General features: G+C 68.2%; 15 protein-coding genes. 12 read left to right on the top strand and 3 right to left on the bottom strand.

The features are described 5' to 3' along the window. The first annotated feature begins 43 nt into the window (after window positions 1–43). Window positions 44–1,444, top strand: a complete 1,401-nt coding sequence (locus tag AC3WRR_RS05110) for a hypothetical protein (protein WP_144062238.1) — start codon at window positions 44–46, stop codon at window positions 1,442–1,444. A 121-nt stretch (window positions 1,445–1,565) separates the two neighbouring features. On the opposite strand, the gene AC3WRR_RS05115 is transcribed toward AC3WRR_RS05110, so the two are convergent. Further along, the gene (locus AC3WRR_RS05115) at window positions 1,566–2,681 is read right to left on the bottom strand and encodes a hypothetical protein (RefSeq protein WP_492296353.1); all 1,116 of its coding nucleotides are present in this window, start codon (window positions 2,679–2,681) and stop codon (window positions 1,566–1,568) included. A 699-nt stretch (window positions 2,682–3,380) separates the two neighbouring features. Here AC3WRR_RS05115 and AC3WRR_RS05120 point away from each other — a divergent pair. The 5 genes from AC3WRR_RS05120 to AC3WRR_RS05140 all read left to right on the top strand — a co-directional run bounded on the left by AC3WRR_RS05120 (window position 3,381) and on the right by AC3WRR_RS05140 (window position 7,988). Continuing rightward, window positions 3,381–4,244, top strand: a complete 864-nt coding sequence (locus tag AC3WRR_RS05120; protein ID WP_010812722.1) for a branched-chain amino acid ABC transporter permease — start codon at window positions 3,381–3,383, stop codon at window positions 4,242–4,244. Between the two features lie 13 nt (window positions 4,245–4,257). Continuing rightward, window positions 4,258–5,289 carry a branched-chain amino acid ABC transporter permease gene (locus tag AC3WRR_RS05125; protein WP_439672053.1) on the top strand — a complete coding sequence of 344 codons (1,032 nt, stop codon included), beginning with the start codon at window positions 4,258–4,260 and terminating at the stop codon, window positions 5,287–5,289. Beyond that, window positions 5,282–6,046, top strand: coding sequence for an ABC transporter ATP-binding protein (locus AC3WRR_RS05130; RefSeq protein WP_035824305.1), 765 nt, complete (start codon window positions 5,282–5,284; stop codon window positions 6,044–6,046). The genes AC3WRR_RS05125 and AC3WRR_RS05130 overlap by 8 nt, the downstream gene beginning before the upstream one ends. Beyond that, a complete protein-coding gene (locus tag AC3WRR_RS05135; protein WP_010812719.1) occupies window positions 6,033–6,740 on the top strand; it encodes an ABC transporter ATP-binding protein in 708 nt (235 codons plus the stop codon). The genes AC3WRR_RS05130 and AC3WRR_RS05135 overlap by 14 nt, the downstream gene beginning before the upstream one ends. A gap of 75 nt (window positions 6,741–6,815) precedes the next feature. Then, on the top strand, window positions 6,816–7,988 hold the full coding sequence (locus AC3WRR_RS05140) for an ABC transporter substrate-binding protein (RefSeq protein ID WP_492296355.1): 1,173 nt from the start codon (window positions 6,816–6,818) through the stop codon (window positions 7,986–7,988). 156 nt (window positions 7,989–8,144) lie between these two features. On the opposite strand, the gene AC3WRR_RS05145 is transcribed toward AC3WRR_RS05140, so the two are convergent. After that, the gene (locus tag AC3WRR_RS05145; RefSeq protein ID WP_492296356.1) at window positions 8,145–10,949 is read right to left on the bottom strand and encodes a DUF6600 domain-containing protein; all 2,805 of its coding nucleotides are present in this window, start codon (window positions 10,947–10,949) and stop codon (window positions 8,145–8,147) included. A 287-nt stretch (window positions 10,950–11,236) separates the two neighbouring features. Further along, window positions 11,237–12,565: a putative bifunctional diguanylate cyclase/phosphodiesterase gene (locus tag AC3WRR_RS05150; protein ID WP_011617609.1), complete on the bottom strand. Its 1,329-nt coding sequence runs from the start codon at window positions 12,563–12,565 to the stop codon at window positions 11,237–11,239. Window positions 12,566–12,810: 245 nt separating this feature from the next. Between AC3WRR_RS05150 and AC3WRR_RS05155 the strand changes: the two genes are divergently transcribed. From AC3WRR_RS05155 to AC3WRR_RS05180, 6 genes are read left to right on the top strand one after another with little or no spacing between them, the layout of a single operon-like run. Continuing rightward, window positions 12,811–14,466, top strand: a complete 1,656-nt coding sequence (locus tag AC3WRR_RS05155) for a methyl-accepting chemotaxis protein (protein WP_011617610.1) — start codon at window positions 12,811–12,813, stop codon at window positions 14,464–14,466. Between the two features lie 18 nt (window positions 14,467–14,484). Then, the gene (locus AC3WRR_RS05160; RefSeq protein WP_492296358.1) at window positions 14,485–14,961 is read left to right on the top strand and encodes a chemotaxis protein CheW; all 477 of its coding nucleotides are present in this window, start codon (window positions 14,485–14,487) and stop codon (window positions 14,959–14,961) included. After that, window positions 14,958–16,229: a CheR family methyltransferase gene (locus AC3WRR_RS05165; RefSeq protein WP_492296360.1), complete on the top strand. Its 1,272-nt coding sequence runs from the start codon at window positions 14,958–14,960 to the stop codon at window positions 16,227–16,229. The genes AC3WRR_RS05160 and AC3WRR_RS05165 overlap by 4 nt, the downstream gene beginning before the upstream one ends. Continuing rightward, window positions 16,222–16,908: a chemotaxis protein CheW gene (locus tag AC3WRR_RS05170; RefSeq protein WP_492296362.1), complete on the top strand. Its 687-nt coding sequence runs from the start codon at window positions 16,222–16,224 to the stop codon at window positions 16,906–16,908. Before AC3WRR_RS05165 ends, AC3WRR_RS05170 begins: the two co-directional genes overlap by 8 nt. After that, complete coding sequence (locus AC3WRR_RS05175) at window positions 16,905–19,160, top strand: hybrid sensor histidine kinase/response regulator (RefSeq protein WP_492296364.1); 2,256 nt, start codon at window positions 16,905–16,907, stop codon at window positions 19,158–19,160. Before AC3WRR_RS05170 ends, AC3WRR_RS05175 begins: the two co-directional genes overlap by 4 nt. After that, window positions 19,157–20,176 carry a chemotaxis response regulator protein-glutamate methylesterase gene (locus tag AC3WRR_RS05180; RefSeq protein WP_010811086.1) on the top strand — a complete coding sequence of 340 codons (1,020 nt, stop codon included), beginning with the start codon at window positions 19,157–19,159 and terminating at the stop codon, window positions 20,174–20,176. Before AC3WRR_RS05175 ends, AC3WRR_RS05180 begins: the two co-directional genes overlap by 4 nt. The last annotated feature ends 38 nt before the right edge of the window (window positions 20,177–20,214 follow it).

Consider the following 20,214-nt stretch of genomic DNA (forward strand, 5'->3'; position numbering starts at 1 on the left):
GTTCGTCGATGGAACAATGGCTATGAGGAAATGCTTTAGGGGTGTGCTTTTCGCGACGGTGTTGCCATCACTCGGCGGATGCATCACGGCTGGCGACTTCAACAAGAAGATCGCAGACACAGGCACGACGGTAGTCATTGGCTCGCCTGTCAGCGCTTGTGCACGTGCGAAAGCTGAATACGCCCTGTCCCCAACGACTATGCCGCCGGCCGCAGTGAATGCCAGCTTGTCGGGCAACCAGCGCAATCGCACTGATCTGCAACTCGGGCTGAGTATGCTGGCGTCCGCCACTTCCGGAAGCGCTGTGCCGGCGTCAGCTGCAGCATACGATGATCATCTCACGGGCTTTTCACAAGGGCTGTTCGCACGACTCGGGATTGATCCGAGCGGCATCGAGGTCAATCTCGACGCTCTTGCGCCTGATGCAGTGGATCGCGCCAATCAGGTACTGACTTCGACGCTGTTTCGAGACCTGGCGCCAGCGGACCCTGCGGTTACCTCGTCGAAATTTGGCGGCGGCGAAATTACCATCAGCCGCCGTGAATGGACCGGGATGATTCAGGACGTATCGTTCGCCACCAGCGGCGAAGGGTGGGTCGGTGCGGCAGCGCAAGCGTTGGGCCACTACGCGAAGACCTATGGACTCAACCAGATAACAACTACTACGCAGGCGCAAGATGCCGCTCAGGTGACACTGCGGCTCCTCGTGGCGCGCTATGTGTCGGATTACTTCCGGAATGGAAAAATCGTCACACTCGATTTTGACTACCCCGACCTGAAGTCCAAGCTCCTTGACAAGCTCAAGAAGTCGATCAAGGACGAGACGGTCTTGACGGCTGCGGATGCCCAGATCGACCAGCTTGCCAAGGACCTCGGACAGCGGCTGTGCCAGGAGGAAGGTAAGGTCACCCCCTGCCGGATCCTGGGCGTACTGGGCGAGCAGACGTTTGTGAGTCGTGCGGGCAAGAGCTATGGATTTCCAGGTCTGGCCGCCACGGTCGATCTGGCGGGGGACAAAAAGGTTTCAACAAACAAGATCGACCCCAATGCGGTGGTTTCTGACTTGGTGCGTGTCCTGTTCGAGGCGACGGGTGACGACCGCATCCGCGTCCCTGGGGCAAAAAATTCGTCCCTGTGCAGGGCCTCCGCTTCCATGTGTGCAGGCAAGGACAACACTGACAAGCTCAAGCAAGTGGACAATATCGGCGACCGCGCCGAGGCTGGCACGTTTGCAGCCGTTGGCATTGCGATTCGAGGTGGCTGGCTGTTCTCGATCAACAATGAGGCGCTAGCCACTTCCATACAAACAGCAGTTGCCGTCGGCGTACGCAAAACCGCCGAAGGCGTGATGTGGTCGCGGCTCCAGAATTGTCCCGCCAATTTGGCCGCATTGGCATCCGTCGACGCGTCACCACGCACGGTCACATTGCGCCTGACGGAGTGATGCCGCACGCGGCAAGCAGGAAGGGAGGACTCCTTGCCTCCCCGCAGTTGCGGGTCGAGTCTAACCCGCAGCCGAAAACAATGCTAACGATGGATAGCCGCCTGCGTAAGCCTGAGAGCCGTCACTGCCCATCACGCAAATGAATGATTTCAACGCTCGACGGGCATTCGGACGATGTCAGGCCTGCAAATCGAATGATGCAGGTAGCTGCGTCGGGGTCTCCCTCAACGTATTTGTCCAGAGCATGACCGATTTTATTGGGAAATCTGACAGGGATGAGGCGGAGCCGCGCGAAATGCTCCTCCATCCGAGCTCGGACGAAATGTTCGGATGTGCCTAGACTTGTGTCACCCCAAAAAGTGTCATGAAAGACAAAGAGCTTTGAGAGTGCCAGGTCCCAAGGATTTACTGTGAAAGCCAGATCAACGGGGTGATTTCCCCACTTGTCATAGATGGCTTGGCCAACATGTCCGCTCCCCACTGCCGGCGCAAAGGCTGCGATCTTAATGCTACGAATATTGGGGTTGTCCAGCGGACGGACACGATTCTCCGGATCGTTTCCGAAATTGCGCTCATAAACAGGGTCGGCCACTGCTGAGAGGGCCACAGCCGTACCTCGCGAGTGCACAAGAAAGCGGAGATCGACAGGCTTCGAAAGCCGATTCAAGATGGGCCGCAAACCCCTCTGGCCAGCGTAGTTGGAGCTCAGAAGCGCATCCGGCCAGAAGGTAAGTCGCGTTTGCTCCGTCATGATCTCCGGGTTGCGCGTTCGAAGTCCGTCCCAGTAGACCTCAAGAATAACCGCCGGCTTTTCACTTCCAAGCAGATTACGGGAACCGCTGTACAGCCGTTGCGCGGATTCGAAGTCCTCATTGAAGCCATGCACCAGCACCAGGAGCGTGTCGCCAGCGGCAAGCTTCGAATTGAGCGCTGCAACAACGGCATCTTCCGCTTCCCGCCGTTGCTCTGGACCGTACAGTCGCCGACCGTGATCGCCATGTTCAAGAATGTCGCTCAGTGCAAAGCGAGAATTCATGCCCGGCGCCCGTTGCGGCCAGGGAATGCTGGAAGCGTCTCGGGGATAAACATCCCCAAGCTGGTCGAAAGCCACCCTCACGAGATTGCTGGAAGGCGCTGGCTCACCAGCCAACACATAGTCGCCGGGAGGCCGCACGTGCATGCCTCCGCATGCAGCGAGCAGCAGGCAACTGCAAATCGCCGTTATGAGCCTCTTCATAGAACTCTCCTTCCTCTTGATTTTTAGGGTTTTTTACACCAGCGCCCACGCGATAAAGGAAGCCGACCAGGCGACCGCCAGGGCAGAAGGAAGCCTGCGCGATGCTATCAAAAAGAACGCAGGATGTGCTGGGCACGCAATCCGCAGTAGCATCAATGAAGTCAGCAACAAAGGAATGGCGGGCTGCTGTCCATGCAGGGAACGCATAGGGGTCATCGGCCTTGTCGATGGATGGCGGGGCAGGCCTCCGGGCTTACCCGGAGACGCGCCGACTGCTATTTCGCGGTGCGGAATACTCCGCCGCTTTCCTTGACGATGCCGCGACGCCTATGCAAAAGTCGGTGAAAACGAACGATCGTGCGGGAATACTCCCGACACCTCGTCACCGGGTCGCAACGCCGCCGTCCACGCCGACGCGGCCAGTGCCCCGGCTTGCCGGGCGGCCAGCGCGCCGCATCGCACAGGAGACAACCATGCAGTACCTGCAACACGCATCTGCACACCCGCACCGTGACCGCCACGGCGCGCCCTGGGCCAGGCCATCCCGCCCGCGCATCACAGCGCGCGAGCCGGCGCTGCCGCCCGCCTGAGTTCCACCCCCGACTTCCTGACCGTGGCCGCGCCTGGCGCCGCCGCGACGGAACACGCACGGCCTTTGCCGCTGCGTGCCTGGTTTCCCGAACCGCACGAGGTACCCCTGTGGCATTGTTCCTTCAACAGTTCCTGAACGGCCTGACGCTGGGAGGCGTCTACAGCCTGGTGGCGCTTGGCCTGACGCTGGTCTACGGCATCCTGCACGTGCCCAACTTCGCGCATGGCGCCTTCTACATGGCTGGCGCCTATGTGTCGTACTTCCTGATGACATCGCTGGGCGTGAACTACTGGCTGGCGATGCTTGGCGCGGCGCTGGTGGTGGCCGTATTGTCGATGGCTGCCGACCGGCTGGTGTTCCACCCGCTGCGCAACTCGCCCGAGCTGCACGACATGATCGCCGCGATCGGCATCCTGCTGTTCCTGGAAGCCGGGGCGCAGGCGCTGTGGGGCGCGGACTTCCACCGCATGCCCACGCCCTATGGCCAGATCGTCGACGTGTTCGGGCTGACCGCGCCGCTGCAGCGCCTGCTGATCATCGGCGCCGCCTTTGCGCTGATGGTGCTGCTGCACCTGTTCCTGACGCGCACCATGACCGGCGCCACCATCATGGCCATGGCGCAGAACCGCGAAGGCGCCGCACTGGTCGGCATCGACGCCACCCGCGTGACGCTGCTGGTGTTTGCCATCTCCGGCGCGCTTGCCGCAATCGCCGCCACGCTCTACGCCCCGATCAACCTGGTCTACCCCAGCATGGGCAACCTGGTGATCACCAAGGCCTTCGTCATCATCATCCTGGGCGGCATGGGCAGCATCCCCGGGGCCATCGTCGGCGGGCTGATCATCGGCATGGCCGAGAGCTTCGGCGGCTTCTACGTTTCCACCGACTACAAGGACATCATCGCCTTCGTGCTGCTGGTGGTGATCCTGTCAATCCGGCCGCAGGGCCTGTTTGCCGGCAAGACGGCCTGAGGAGCACAACACAATGAAAGCACTGCAAGGAAAAACCGGCTGGACGCTGCTGCTGGCGCTGGCCATCGCCTTCCCGCTGATCACGCCCAACAGCTACTACCTGACCGTGATGACGCTGGCCTTCATCTATGCCATCGCCACGCTCGGGCTGAACCTGATCACCGGCTACACCGGGCAACTGAACCTGGCCCATGGCGGCTTCATGGCCATCGGCGCCTATACGCTGGGCATCCTGACGGTGGACCACCAGGTGCCGTTCTGGCTGGCCTTCGTGCTGGCCGGCGTGATCTGCATGGTGCTGGGCTATGTGATCGGCGTGGTGTCGCTGCGCCTGAAGGGCCATTACTTCTCGATCTTCACCATGTGCGTGGGCTACATCATCTACCTGCTGATCGAGAAGTGGGAAAGCCTGACGCATGGCACGGTGGGCCTGATCGGAATCCCGGTGCCGGCCGCGATCGGGCCGCTCAGCTTCGACAGCGTGCAGGCGCAGTACTACCTGGTGCTGTTCTTCCTGGCGGTCGGCACCTTCCTGATGCACCGCATCGTCACCTCGCTGCTGGGCCGCAGTTTCATGGCGGTTCGCAACAGCGACGCCCTGGCCGAGGCCCTGGGCATCAACCTGATGCGCACCAAGGTGCTGTCGTTCGTGCTGTCGGTGGGCTACGCCGGCTTTGCCGGTGCGCTGTACGCCGGGCAGGTGCGCTTCCTGGGGCCGGATATCGCGCGCACCGACCTGACCTTCGACATGGTGATGTCGATGCTGGTAGGCGGCATCGGCACCATCTTCGGGCCGCTGCTGGGCGCGGTGCTGGTGCCGTGGATCACGCAGTCGCTGCAGTTCATGCAGGACTACCGCATGCTGGTGTTCGGCCCGGTGCTGATCCTGCTGATCATCTTCGTGCCGGACGGCATCGTGGGTTCCTGGCTGAAGAAGCAGGCACGCAAGGCCGCGGCCGAACGGCGCGGCAAGCTGGCGGCGCAGTTCCCTGCACAACCCGTCACCGCTGTCCCGACCACCCGCGCCGGAGCCGACCATGCTTGAGATCCGCAACCTGACCAAGAAATTCGGCGGCCTGACCGCGGTGCACGATGTCTCGGTGACCTTCGAGCCAGGCCATATCAACGCCATCATCGGCCCCAACGGCGCTGGCAAGACCACCTTCTTTAACCTGGTGGCGGGCACGCATGCGCCCAGCTCCGGCCAGATCCTGTTCAAGGGCCAGGACGTGGCCGGCCTGCGCGCCGACCAGATCGCGCGCCTGGGCGTGGCCCGCACCTTCCAGGCCACGGCGCTGTTCGACCGCGCCACGGTGCTCGACAACCTGATCGTCGGCCACCGCCTGCGCACCCACTCGGGCCTGCGCGACGTGCTGTTCAACACGCGCCGCCTGCGCGAGGAAGAGCGTTTGTGCCGCGACAAGGCCGAAGCGGCGCTGGACTTCGTCGGGCTGTCGCACCTGGCGCATGAGGTCGCCGCCGATATCACGCAAGAGGCGCGCAAACGGGTGGCCTTTGCGCTGGCGCTGGCGACCGACCCGGAACTGCTGCTGCTCGACGAACCCGCTGGCGGCGTGAACCCGGAAGAGACCGTGGGCCTGGCCGAGCTGATCCGCAAGATGGTGCGCCATGGCAAGACGGTCTGCCTGATCGAACACAAGATGGACATGATCATGCGCCTGGCAGACAAGATCATGGTGCTGAACTACGGCGAGAAGATTGCCGAAGGCACGCCCGCGCAGATCCAGCAGGATCCGCATGTCATCGAGGCCTACCTGGGAGCCGACCATGTTGCAGCTTGAACGCGTCTCGCTGTCGTACGGCAGCTTCCGCGCCCTCGACAACATCACCCTGCACGCCGGCGCCGGCGAGCTGGTGGTGCTGCTGGGCGCCAACGGCGCCGGCAAGAGTTCGATCTTCCTGGCGATGAGCGCGATCCACCGCATCAGCGGCGGCAGCATGCGCTTCGATGGGCGCGAGCTGTCGGGCATGAAGCCGTCGCAGATCGTGCAGGCCGGGCTGGTGCACTGCCCGGAGGGCCGCAAGCTGTTCCCGGCGATGAGCGTGGAGAAGAACCTGGTGCTGGGCGCCTACGTGCACCGGCGCGATGGTGCGGGCATCCGCAAGACGCTGGAAGAGGTCTATGAACTGTTCCCGATCCTGCGGCAGAAGAAGGACGACCCGGCCGGCTCGCTGTCCGGCGGGCAGCAGCAGATGGTGGCGCTGGGCCGCGCCCTGATGAGCCGCCCGCGCGCGCTGTTGCTGGACGAACCGTCGCTGGGGCTGGCGCCGCTGGTGGTCAAGCAGATGTTCGAGATCATCCAGCGCATCAACCGTGCCGGCACCACCGTGCTGCTGGCCGAGCAGAACGCCTACGCGGCGCTGGGCATCGCGCATCGCGCCTATGTGATCGAGAGCGGGCGCATCGTGATGGAGGGGGATCGGGATACGTTGCTGAAGGATGAGGGGATTCGGAAGGCGTATATCGGGGGGTAGGTTCAGAGGAGCCGGCCTCGCGACAGCAAAACACAACCAGACCTAGCAAGCGCAGTACTTTCAGGAGAAATAGCAATGCAAAGCAACATCATGCGCCGTATCTTCCCGCTGGCCGCCACCGCCGTGGCCGCCATGCTGGCCTCTGGCGCCGCATTGGCGCAGGAAGTGGTCAAGATCGGCTATACCGGCCCGCTGTCCGGCGGCGCCGCGCTGTATGGCAAGAACGTGCTGTCGGGCGTGCAGATGGCGGTGGACGAGATCAATGCATCCGGCCTGGAAGTCAAGGGCAAGAAGGTCAAGCTGGAGGTGGTGGCGCTGGACGACAAGTACTCGCCCGCCGAGGCCGCCATCAACGGCCGCCGCCTGGTGCAGCAGCACAAGACCCCGGCGGTGTTCGTCCCGCATTCGGGCGGCATCTTCGCGCTGCAGGCCTTCAATGAGCAGGAGAAATTCCTGGTGATGGCCTACTCCAGCGTGCCGCGCATCACCGACGCCGGCAACAAGCTGACCATCCGCATCCCGCCCGCGTACACGGGCTATATCGAGCCCTTCGTCAAGGCACAGATGAAGCGCTACGGCAAGAACGTGGCGCTGGCCCCGGCCGACCACGACTACGCCAAGGCCTGGGTGCAGGCCTTCGTGCCGGCGTGGGAATCGGCCGGCGGCAAGGTGGTGGCCAACAACCCGATGTCGTACACCAAGGCCACGGACTTCTACAGCGGCGTGTCGCGCGCGATGAGCGAGAAGCCGGACCTGATGTTCGTCGGCGGCCCGTCGGAACCGACCGCACTGGTGGTCAAGCAGGCGCGCGAACTGGGCTTCAAGGGCGGCTTTATCGTGATGGACCAGGCCAAGATGGACGAGATGGCCAAGGTCACCAACGGCCTGGGCATGCTCGAGGGTTCCATCGGCGTGCTGCCGCTGGTCAACGACAGCCGCCCCGCCGCGCAGAACTTCAACGCCAAGTACAAGAAGCTGCATGACGGGCGCGATGCCACCACCGAGATGTCGCTGAACTACACCATGGTGTACGCGCTGGCCGGTGCGATGAAGCTGGCCGGCACCACCAGCGACGCGGCAGCGATCCGGGCGAAGATGCCCGACGCGGTCAAGGGCCTGGCCAAGGAGGTCAACCCCAACGAAGTCGACGGCATCGACGCCAAGGGCGGTTCGATGGCCGACACCATCGTCGGCTGGGTGCAGAACGGCAAGATTTCGCAGGTCCGGCTGTCGGAGCTGGCGAAGTAAGCCAGGCCGCGACGGCGCCCGCGCGGCACCGCGCAAGAACAAACCCCGGCAGGCCGCGAGGCCGGCCGGGGTTTCTGCCTTCCGGGCTCCGTCAAGCGGGCCGTGCCACTGCCGGCGATCGCCGTCGCGCCCGTTGCGCGCCTCCATCTCGCCGCGTTAGTTCTGGGCGCGCTGTTGCTGTTGCTGCTGTTGCTGTTGCTGCTGCTGGCGCTGCTGCTCCATCTGCTGCCGCTGGCGCTCCTGCATCTGCCGTTGCTGGTCCTGCTGGTGCCGCTGCTGCTCCTGCATTGCACGTTGCTGCTCCTGCGCGGCACGCTGCTGCTCCTGCATGTGGCGCTGCTGCTGTTCCGCCTGCTGGCGCTGCATGGCCTGCTGTCGTTGCTGCTCCTGCACCTGGCGTTGCTGCTCCTGCATCTGCCGCTGCTGCTCCTGCATCTGGCGTTGCTGTGCCATCTGCTGGCGCTGGGCCGCCTCGGCCTGGCGCTGCTGCGCCTCCTGCATTTGCCGCTGCTGCTCGAAACGCTGGCGCTGCATCTCCTGGCCCTGCCGCTGCTGCTCGGCCATCTGGCGCTGGCGCTCCGCCTGCTGGCGCTGCTGGTCGGCGGCCTGGCGTTGCTGGGCTTCGGACTGGCGCTGCTGCTCCATCTGCTGGCGCTGGATGTCTTGCGCCTGGCGTTGCCGCGATTCCTGCATCTGCCGCTGCTGCTGGGCTTCGGACTGGCGCTGTTGCTCCATCTGCTGGCGCTGGGCGTCTTGCGCCTGGCGCTGCCGCGATTCCTGCATCTGCCGTTGCTGCTGGGCCTCCTGCATCTGGCGCTGTTGCTGGGCATCCTGCATCTGCCGTTGCTGCTCAAAGCGCTGCCGCTGCATTTCCTGCGATTGCCGCCCCGGATCGGGACGGTCCTGCCCATCCGCCCACTGGCGCTGCTGCATGCGCTGCTGATCCTGCTGGCGTTGCTGGTCGCGGGCCTGGTCCTGCCACTGGCGTTGCTGGGCGTCGCGTTGCCGGGCCTCCTGCTGTTGCCGCTGCAGATCAGGCGCCTGCCGCTGCTGCTCGCGCAGCGCGCGCTGCTGTTCCCGCTGCAGCTCCATCTGCTGGCGCTGCAAAACCTGCTGCTGTTCGCGCTGCATGCCCTGCGCCCGCCGTTGCGGGTCGGCCGGTCCGCCCGGCTGGCCCGGCTGGCCAACAAAGCCGCGGGCTTCGTCGGGCCGGCTGCTCTGGCCGCGGCCGTTGCCGCGCCAGGGTTCGCCCGGGGCGTTCGAATAGTTGCGATCGCCACGTGCGGGGCCATCGGCATCGCCGCGGCCGGCGCGCGGCTGCGACGGCGCCTGGTCGCGCGCGGCGATGGCCGCCTGGCTCATGCGCACATCGGGCGCCCGCTGCACGTCGCGCCCGGGCCGCCGCTCATTGCCGCCGCGCCAGGCCGGGCCGGCGCCGGGCACAACCCCGCCCTCGCGCGCGAAGCGGCGGGCCAGGTCGTCCGTGGCGGGCCGGCCCGGCGGGCGGGCGGCGATGGCCTGGCGCTCGAAGCCATGGCGGGCCTGCGGCGGCAGCGGCCGCATCGGGGCCGATCCCACCAGGCTGCCCTTGACCGGCGCCACCGGCGGCGCCCCCCTGGCCTCGCCTGCCGGCAGGTTGCGCCATTCGTCGCGATGCATGCCGCGCACCGGGCGGCCTTCGACGAAATTGCGTGCCGGCATGCCGGTGATGGCGCCGGGCACGTTGCGGTTGGCGTAAGGCGGAGGCCGGCGGTCGCCCATCACGAAGTTGTTCACGGTGACGCGATTGATGCGGGCGACATAGGTCGGGCTGGCGCGATAGACCGGCCGGTACGCGTCATGCGGCCCCAGCGGATACCAGGCCACGCCCGGCCCGCTGCCAACGCGCACGCTCCAGTTCGGGCCGCTAACGCCGACAAAGGCCACCACCGCGGGGGCGTAGCACGGGCGCACGCGCGGGCCCGGCACCCAGCCCCAGCGCGAGCCCACATAGGCCCAGCGGCCGTAGTGCGAAGGCGCGAAGCCCCAGGGCGCGTCGTCGATCCAGGTCCAGCCCCACGGTGCGATCCAGGCCCAGTGCCCGGCGCTGTACGGCGCCCAGCCGGCGCTGACCACGTGCGGGAACCAGACCGCGCCGTAGCCGGGGTCTTCCTGCCAGTCGCCGTAGCCGTCCAGCGCGGCGTAGCCCGGCATCTCGCGCGGCACGTAGCGGGCGGACGGCGAGGCGTCTTCGCGCGCGTCGCGGGCCGCGGTCCAGCGGTCGAAGGCGTCTTCCGGCGCGCCGCCGCCACCGGCGTCGGCCAGGTCGGTGCCGGCAAAGCGCATGCGGTCGCCGCGCTGCAGCTCGATCGAGCGGCTGTCGCCGTAGACCACGGCGCTGCCGTGGCGCATGGTCACGGTGGTGGTGCTGCCGTCAGGCGCCACGTCCAGCCGGTAGTCGCCCGGCTCGCGCGGCACGAAGGCCAGGTTGGGGGTGTCGACCTCGACCGTCTGGCCCGGCGGCAGCGCGCGCACGCGCAGCTGCAGCGTGCCCTGGGTCAGCTTGACCTGCGTGGCGCTGTCGTCCAGGTTCAGGATGCTGGCCGCGGTGGCACCGCCCAGCCGGACCGCCACCGTGCCGGCATGCACCTCGGCACGGCCGCCGTGGTCAAGCCAAAGCCGGTCGCCGGTGGTGAAGGGCCGGTTCAGGCCCGCGGCAGCCCAGTCGTCCGAGCCTGCCGGCGCAAAGCTGAGATTGCCGTCGACGGCGGTCAGCGTGGCAATGCGCGAGGAAGGATCGGCTTGCTGGTACTGGCCGTCAGTCGTCGGCGCATCAAGATAGGCCTCGCCGGGGGGGCCGGCGGGCACCTGGGCCAGTGCAGCCGCCGCCACCGCCAGGCCGGCGGCGGCCATGGCCGTCAGCGCCAGCCTGCCACGGAATTGGCCTCGAGCAGGGGGGACAGATTGGGAAGGATCGAACATGGAAGTCAGGACCAGGACAAAACGCATAACGCACCGGGGCGGCCGGCCGATGTCAGCGGCAACCCTAATGTCACCATACATTGCCCCGGATGCCGCGGCACGCCCGGGGCGGCAGACTTTGTAAGTTCGTATTTCGCCATGCGGCCATGCCGCGCGGGCAGGACCGCTATCCCAGGCAGGCTGCGGGCGGGCGGGGGGTCAGCGGGTGCCCGGGACGAGCAGGCTCGCCGTCAAAGGTGGAAACAACTTCCCTGACAGGGCGGGGGCAAAACGGCGGCGAAAGCGGCTCAGCGGCCGGACTGCTGGCGCAGCATTTCGGTCAGGCGCTCGGCCGGCATCGGGCGGCCGTACAGGTAGCCCTGCGCCTCATGGCAGCCGTTGGCCAGCAGGAAGTCGCGCTGCTCGGGCGTTTCCACGCCTTCTGCGACCACGCCAATGTGCAGGCTTGCGCCCACGTTGATCACCGAGCGCACGATTGCGGCATCGACCGGGTCTTCGGTCACGTTGCGGATAAAGGACTGGTCGATCTTGAGCCGGTCCACCGGGAACGACTTCAGGAAGCTGAGCGAGGCATAGCCGGTGCCGAAGTCATCGCAAGTCAGCGTCACGCCGTCGCGGCGCAGCGCCTGCAGCTGGTCCGCGACCTCGTCGCCCTGCTGCAGCGCGATGGTTTCGGTGATCTCGATCTCCAGGCAGTCCGGGGCCAGTTCCAGCGCGCGCAGCACGTGGCGCACCTCGGTCAGCAGCCGGCTTTCGGACAGCTGGGCCGCGAACAGGTTGATCGCCACCCGCGGCGGCTGGGGAAAGGCCAGCGACCATGCGCGCGCCTGGGCGCAGGCGGTCTGCAGCAGCCACATGCCGACATCGCTGGCGATGCTGCTGCCGGCCAGCGCGTCGATGAAGGCGGCCGGCGCCAGCAGGCCGCGGGTCGGATGGCGCCAGCGCATCAGCGCCTCGGCACCGTGCACGCGGCCGTCGCGCAGGTCGACCTGCGGCTGGTACAGCAGCTCGAACTGGCGCTGGGCATAGGCTTCGTGCAACGCCTGCACCAGCGACAGCCGCGTGGTCACGTCCGAGCGCATCTGCGGCTTGAAGAAGCGGATGGTGCGGCCGCCGTCGTGCTTGGCGCGGGCCAGCGCCAGGCTGGCCGCGGCCAGCACGTCTGACCCCTGTTCGCCGGCGGCGGGGATCACGCAGGCGCCGATGCTGGCCAGCACATGGTGGCGGCCACCCGCGTTCTCATGCGGGGAGGACAGCATCGAGAGGATCGCCGCGCCGACATGGCGCACCAGCGTGGGATCCGCAATGGAGGGAAGCAGCACACCGAACTCGTCGCTGCCAATGCGGCCGATGGCAGCGTCGCGCGGCGAGGCGTCGCGCAGGCGGCGGGCCACGCGCTGCAGGATCAGGTCGCCTTCGGCATGCCCGTGCATGTCGTTGAAGGCGCGGAAATCGTCAATGCCGATCAACAGCAAAGCACAGCGGGGCACCGCCTCGCTCTGCAGGCGTGCCTCCAGCCGCTTCAGAAATCCCTGGCGATTGTCAACGCCGGTCAGCGGATCGAGATCCGAGCCTGGCGAGGCGCCAGTCGCCTTCGCCCCCGACTTGGCCACCATCCCTGCCCCATCTGTAATTGTCGACATTGTTACCCGCTAGCAATTTAGCAAGTGTGACGAAAACTTGGAAAAAATCAAGCAGTTCCGATTGTGGCGGGAATGGCTATGCGCCCGCGCAACGGCGCCGCATTGCGCGTTGAATCGGGTCCCGGCTTACAGTACCCTACCGCGCGTCGAGGCCGCCCGCCGCCGCCGCGCTGCCCCTTGCTACCCCGAGAGGCGCCCCTGAGGCGGCTTTGCGGGGAATGGCCGCTCCTGAACAAGAACATCACCGGGACCACACCGTGAACGAATGGACCATCCGCACGCGCATCCTGGCAAGCTTCTCGCTGATCCTGCTTGTCATGGCGCTGATGGGCGTTGTCTCCTACACCCGCCTGAGCGCCATTGAGCGCGAAACCACGCTGATGCTGAAGGACGCGCTGCCCGGACTGAACCACAGTACCGGCATCCGCGGCATCTGGGGCGAGCGCTACGTGCTGGCGTGGCAGACCATCAATGCCGCCGACGAGGCCGAGCGGCGCAGCTTCCAGCAACAGGGCCAGGACGCCGCAAGCCGGCTCGACAAGGTCGAGCAGCAGTACGAGACCTCGATCACGCGCGACGAAGACCGCGCCGCCTTCAGGGCCTATCGGGACGTGCGCGCGCAATACGAACAGGCAGCCCAGATCCTGACCCGGACGGGCGAGTGGAACGGCGCCGCCGCCTCAGCCGCGTTGCGCGGCACCGTGCATGACCGCTGGATCGAGGCGCGCAAGGCCGCCCAGCACCTGGTGGACGACAACAGCGCGGTCAATGCGCGGGCGGCGCGCGGCATCGACGACGCCGTCAATGCCGCCAAGATCGGCATCGAAGCGGCACTGATCGTGGCCCTGGTGGTCGCCATCGTCTGCGGCTACCTGCTGCTGCGCGCGATCACAGTGCCGATGCAGTCGATCGTCAACCTGCTGTCCGGCATCCGCGGCGGCGACCTGCGCCTGCGCATGGCGCTGCGCCGCAAGGACGAATTCCAGGAAGTGGAGGCAGGTTTCAACCAGATGACGGGAGAGCTGACCTCGCTGGTGGGCCAGGCGCAGCGCACCGCGATCCAGGTCACCACCTCGGTCAACGAGATCGCCGCGACGGCGCGCCAGCAGCAGGCCACCGCCACCGAGACCGCCGCCACCACGACCCAGATCGGCGCGACCTCGCGCGAGATCTCGGCCACCGCGCGCGACCTGGTGCGCACCATCCATGAAGTCTCCAGCGCCGCCGAGCAGGCGGCCGGGCTGGCCGGCACCGGCCAGGTCGGGCTGTCGCGCATGGAAGGCACCATGCAGCATGTGATGGACGCCGCCGGCTCGGTCAATGCCAAGCTGGCCACGCTCAACGAAAAGGCCAGCAATATCAACCAGGTCGTGACCACCATCGCCAAGGTGGCCGACCAGACCAACCTGCTGTCGCTGAACGCCGCGATCGAGGCCGAGAAGGCCGGCGAATACGGCCGCGGCTTTGCCGTGGTGGCGACCGAGATCCGCCGCCTGGCCGACCAGACCGCGGTGGCCACCTACGATATCGAGCAGATGGTGCGCGAGATCCAGTCGGCGGTGTCGGCGGGCGTGATGGGCATGGACAAGTTCTCGGAGGAAGTGCGCCGCGGCATGTCCGAGGTCACGCAGGTCGGCGACCAGCTGTCGCAGATCATCGCGCAGGTGCAGTCGCTGGCGCCGCGCGTGCTGATGGTCAATGAAGGCATGCAGGCCCAGGCCGGCGGCGCCGAGCAGATCAACCAGGCGCTGATGCAGCTGTCCGAGGCCGCGCAGCAGACCGTGGAGTCGCTGCGCCAGTCGAGCCAGGCGATCGACGAACTGACGCTGGTGGCCAACGACCTGCGCAGCGGCGTCTCGCGCTTCAAGGTCTAGGGCCTGCGCCCCGCCGCCATGAAACTCTTCCTGCTGTTCCGCCTCGGCGCTGACCACTATGCGCTCGATGCCGCCGAGGTGGCCGAGGTGCTGCCGCTCACGCGGCTCAAGCAGATCCCCGGCGCGCCGGCCTGGGTGGCGGGCCTGATGGAGCGCCGCGGCCAGCCGGTGCCGGTGATCGACCTGCCGGCGCTGGCCACCGGCGTGCCAGCGGCGCTGCGCACCAGCACGCGCACGGTGCTGGTCCACTACCGCCGCCATGGCGGCGAGGCCGGCCGGCTGCTGGGCCTGCGCCTGGAATCGGCCACCCAGACGCTGCGCTGCCCGGTGGAATCGTTTGTCGACGGCGGCATCGCCGGAGCCAGCCCGCGCTACCTTGGGCCGGTGCGGCACGACGCGCGCGGCCTGCTGCAGTGGGTGCGGGTCGATGCCCTGCTGCCGGACGACGTCCATGCCATGCTGTTTGCCGACACCTCCGGGGGGGCCGCGGCATGAGCACTGCCACGCACATCGAGGCCCTGCTCAAGGCCCGCATCGGCCTGGACGCCGGCGCCATCGGCACCGGCGCGGTAGCACGCGCCGTGCGTGAGCGCCAGCAGGCACGGCAGGCGCCGGACACCCAGGCCTACTGGGACTTGCTGCACGGCACCGCCGATGAATTCCAGGCCCTGATCGAGGCCGTGGTGGTGCCCGAGACCTGGTTCTTCCGGCATCGCGAAGCACTGCTGGCGCTGGGCCGCCTTGCCGCCGAGCGCGCCTTTGCCGACGGCAGGCGCACCCTGCGCGTGCTGAGCCTGCCCTGCTCCACCGGCGAAGAGCCCTACTCGATCGCCATGGCCATGCTCGATGCGGGCGTGCCGGCGGGCCGCTTTGCCATCGATGCGGTGGACATCAGCGCCCGCGCGCTGGCCCGCGCACGCCAGGGCGAATACGGCGCAAACGCGTTTCGCAGCGCGCCGCTGGATTTCCGCGACCGCTATTTCAGGGCCACGCCCAGCGGCTATGTGCTGGATGCACGCGTGCGCGCACAGGTGCGGCTGCTGCAGGGCAACCTGGTCGATCCCGGCCTGCTGGCCGGCGAGCGGCCCTATGACTTCGTGTTCTGCCGCAACCTGCTGATCTACTTCGACGCGCCGGGGCAGCGGCATGCGGTGCAGACGCTGGCGCGGCTGGCCGCTGCCGACGGCATTCTCTTTGTCGGGCCGGCCGAGGCCAGCGTGCTGAGCGCGCAGGGCCTGGAGCCGGTCGGCCTGCCGCTGACCTTTGCCTTCCGCAAGCCGTCCGCCGTGCCCGCCGCCAGGGCGGCGCCGCGTGCGCCCGTGCACGCGGCCCAGCCGCCGCGCATGGCCGCACCGCCACGGCTGCCGCGGCCGCCTGCCTCGATGCGGCCCGTCCCGGTCACGCCCCCGCCCCTGCGGCCCGCAGCGCCCGCGCCTGGCAACGATCAGCGCGCCGCGCTGGCTGCCATTGCCGCCCAGGCCGACCGCGGCGAGCTGGAGACTGCCACCGCAGCCTGCCTGGCGCTGCTCGAGCGCACCGCGGATGCCAACGCCGACGCCTATTGCATGCTGGGTGTGCTGCACGACGCCGCGGGCCGCGCCGCGCAGGCCCATGCCGCCTACCGCAAGGCGCTGTACCTGGACCCGGCGCACCAGGAAAGCCTGTACCACCTGGCCGCGCTGCTCGATACCGAAGGCGATCACGCTGGCGCCATGCACCTGCGCCAGCGCGCGCAACGCCACACCCGCAAGCACCATGGCTGAGTCCCCAGGCATTCTCCGGCGCACCGAAAACGTCGACGACTGCTGGCGGCGCATCGGCGTGCGCGGCGACGGCTCGTGCCCCGCCCTGGCCGAGCACGCGCACTGCCGCAACTGCCCCACCTACGCCCGGGCCGCGGCCATGCTGCTGGACGCGCAACGGCTGGACGTAATGCCGGAGGCACTGCCCGATGCCGCCACGTTCACCGACGATGACGGGGCCTTGCCGGCAGAACGCGGCACCGCGCTGGCCTGCCTGGTGTTCCGCATCGGCGATGAGTGGCTGGCCTTGCCAACCGCAGCGCTGAGCGAAATCACCGCCCCCTGCCCGATCCATTCGCTGCCGCACCGGCGCGATGCCGCCGTGCTGGGGCTGGCCGCGGTGCGCGGCAACCTGCTGGCCTGCCTGTCGCTGGCCCGGCTGTTCGACGCGGGCGCCGGTGAAAGTGCCAGCGGCAGCCGTTTCCTGATCCTCGGGCAGGGCCGCGCCGCGATCGCGCTGCCGGTGGCCGAGGTGTCAGGCATCGCCCGCGTGCCGCAGTCCGCGCTGCAGCCGCTGCCCGCCACCCTTGCGCGGGCCTCGGCGCGCTACACGCAGGCGCTGTTCCTCGACCAGGGCCGCAGCGTCGCGCTGCTCGATGCCGCACTGGTACGCCAGGCGCTGGCCAGGAGCCTGGCATGAATTCCGAGCAACTGCGCGACGCCTCGCTGCTGGAACTGTTCGCGCTCGAGGCCGATGCCCAGGCCGAAGTCCTCAATGCCGGCCTGCTGGCGCTGGAGCGCAACCCGGCAGCCGCCGAGCAGCTCGAAGCCTGCATGCGTGCCGCCCACTCGCTCAAGGGCGCGGCCCGCATCGTCGGGCTCGATGGCGGCGTGCGCGTAGCACACGCCATGGAAGACTGCCTGGTCGCCGCACAGGGCGGCATGCCGCTGACCGCCGCGCATATCGACGCGCTGCTGCAAGGCACCGACCTGCTGCTGCGCATCGGCCATCCGCCCGGCGGCAATCCGGGCTGGGCCGAGCACGCGGGCCGCGCCGAGATCGATGCAGTGGTGCAGCGGCTGGGCACGGTCGATGGCGGTGCCGCGGCGCCGGTCGTGCAGGCACAGCCAGCGCCGGCCCCGTTACCGGAACCAGCGCCCGCGATACCGGCGCCGCCGGCACCGGCAGACGACACACAGGAGCGCATGCTGCGCGTGAATGCCGACGCGCTTGACCAGTTGCTGGCGCTGTCCGGCGAGGCCATGGTCGAGTCGCACTGGCTGCGCCCCTTCGGCACCTCGCTGCAGAAGGCAAGGCGGCAACAGGCACGCGCACTGCGCGCCGTCGATGCGCTGCGGGAAGCCTTGCAGGACGGCAACGCGGGCGCGGCTGCGCACACCGCGCTGGCAGAACTGCGCCAGCTGCTGGACGAAAGCCACGATCAGCTGGCCGCGCGGCTGGAAGAGTTCGAACAGTACGATCACCGCGCCACGCGGCTGGCGCGCCGGCTCTATGACAGCGCGCTGGCCTCGCGCATGCGCCCGCTGGCGGACGCGCTGACCGGCTATGCGCGCATGGTGCGCGACCTCGGGCGCGCGCTCGGCAAGCCGGTGCACCTGGACCTGATCGGCGCCGGCACCCAGGTGGACCGCGATATCCTGGAAGCACTGGACGCGCCGCTGGCGCACCTGCTGCGCAACGCGGTGGACCACGGCATCGAAGCGCCCGAGGTGCGCGCGGCGCAGGGCAAGCCGGCGGAAGGCCGCGTCACGCTGCAGGCGCGCCACAACGCGGGCCGCCTGGTGATCGAAATCTTCGACGACGGCGCCGGCGTCGACCTGGAAGCCCTGCGCCACGCCATCGTGCGGCGGCGGCTGGCGTCCGCAGAGACCGCGGCACGGCTGTCGCAGGCAGAGCTGCTCGACTTCCTGCTGCTGCCGGGTTTCAGCATGCGCGACTCGGTCTCCGAGGTCTCCGGCCGCGGCGTGGGCCTCGATGCCGTGCAGGAGATGGTGCGCCGCGTGCGTGGCAGCCTGCGCCTGACGCAGCAGCCGGGCCAGGGCCTGCACTTCCGGATGGAGTTGCCACTGACGCTGTCGGTGGTGCGCGCTCTGCTGGTGGAGGTCGCGGGCGAAGCCTATGCCTTCCCGCTGGGCCGCGTGCTGCGCGCGGCCTCGGTGGCGCGCAGCGAGATCGAGCAGACCGAAGGGCACCAGCATTTCCGCCACGAAGGCCGCGCCATCGGGCTGGTCAGCGCGGCGCAGGTGCTGCAACGCCCCGAGGCTGACGCTGCCAATGCGCACGCGCAAGTGCCAGTGGTGGTCATCGGCGAGGCCGAGCGCATCTATGGCATTGCCGTCGACCGCATGCTGGGCGAGCGCCTGCTGGTGGTGCAGCCGCTGCCGGCGGCACTGGGCAAGGTCCGCGACATCGCCGCCGGCAGCCTCACCGACGACGGCACGCCGGTGCTGATCTTCGATGTCGAGGACGTGATCCGCTCGGTCGAGAAGCTGGTCTCCGAGGGCCGCATCGAAGGCGTGCGGCAGGCGGCCGTGGCCAGCGTCCAGGCGCGCGCGCGGCGCGTGCTGGTGGTGGATGACTCGCTCACCGTGCGCGAGCTGCAGCGCAAGCTGCTGGCCGGGCGCGGCTATGACGTGGCGGTGGCGGTCGACGGCATGGACGGCTGGAATGTGCTGCGCGCCGAGCCCTTCGACCTGGTCATCACCGATATCGACATGCCGCGCATGGACGGCATCGAGCTGGTGCGCCGGATCCGGCAGGACGCCGCGCTGCGGCAGCTGCCGGTGATGGTGGTGTCGTACAAGGACCGCGAACAGGACCGCCAGCGCGGGCTCGAGGCCGGCGCGGACTATTATCTGGCCAAGGGCAGTTTCCACGACGCCGCGTTGCTCGACGCGGTCCATGACCTGATCGGCGAGGCACGCCCATGAAGATCGGCATCGTCAATGACTCGGCGCTTGCGGTAGCCGCGCTGCGCCGCGCGCTTGCGCTGGATCCGTCGTTCGAGATCGCCTGGGTCGCCGGCGACGGCGAACAGGCGGTGCAGATGGCCGCGCGCCAGACCCCGGACCTGATCCTGATGGACCTGCTGATGCCGGTCATGGACGGCGTCGAGGCGACCCGGCGCATCATGTCCGCCACCCCCTGCGCCATCGTGGTGGTGACCATGGACCTGGGCCGCAATGCCTCGCAGGTGTTCGACGCAATGGGCCACGGCGCCATCGACGCGGTCGACACCCCCACGCTGGTCGAGCCCGACGCCCAGCTTGCCGCCGGGCCGCTGCTGCGCAAGCTGCGCAATATCGGCCGCCTGCTGGCCGGCCGCGTGGCCCCGCAGCATAGGCTGACGGCAGCGCCGCGCGCAGTGGCCGCACCACGGCTGGTGGCGATCGGCGCCTCGGCCGGCGGCCCGGCCGCGCTGGCCACGCTGCTGGGCGCGCTGCCGGCGGACTTCGGCGCCGCGGTGGTCACCGTGCAGCATGTGGACGAAGCCTTTGCCGCCGGCATGGCCGACTGGCTCGACGGACAGTGCAAGCTGCCGGTGCGCATTGCCCGCGCCGGCGACGCGCCCCAGGCCGGCACGGTGCTGCTGGCCGGCACCAACGACCACCTGCGCCTGGCCAGTCCCACGCGCATGGCCTACTCCGAACAGCCCTGCGACTACCTGTACCGCCCCTCCATCGATGTGTTCTTTGAAAGCGTGGTGGAGCACTGGCGCGGCGACGTGATCGGCGTGCTGCTCACCGGCATGGGCCGCGACGGCGCGCTGGGGCTGAAGGCGATGCGCGAGCGCGGCTTCCTGACCATCGCCCAGGACCGCGCCACCAGCGCCGTGTACGGTATGCCCAAGGCCGCCGCAGCCATGGGCGCGGCCGCGGAGATCCTGCCGCTGCCGCGCATTGCGCCGCGGCTGGTGCAGGCATGCGGCGGCACCGTGCCGCTTTGACCCGATGCAATACGTCGCGGCCGGCACCGGGACCGTGA

The organism is Cupriavidus sp. FW305-3-2-15-C-LB2, assembly GCF_058787575.1.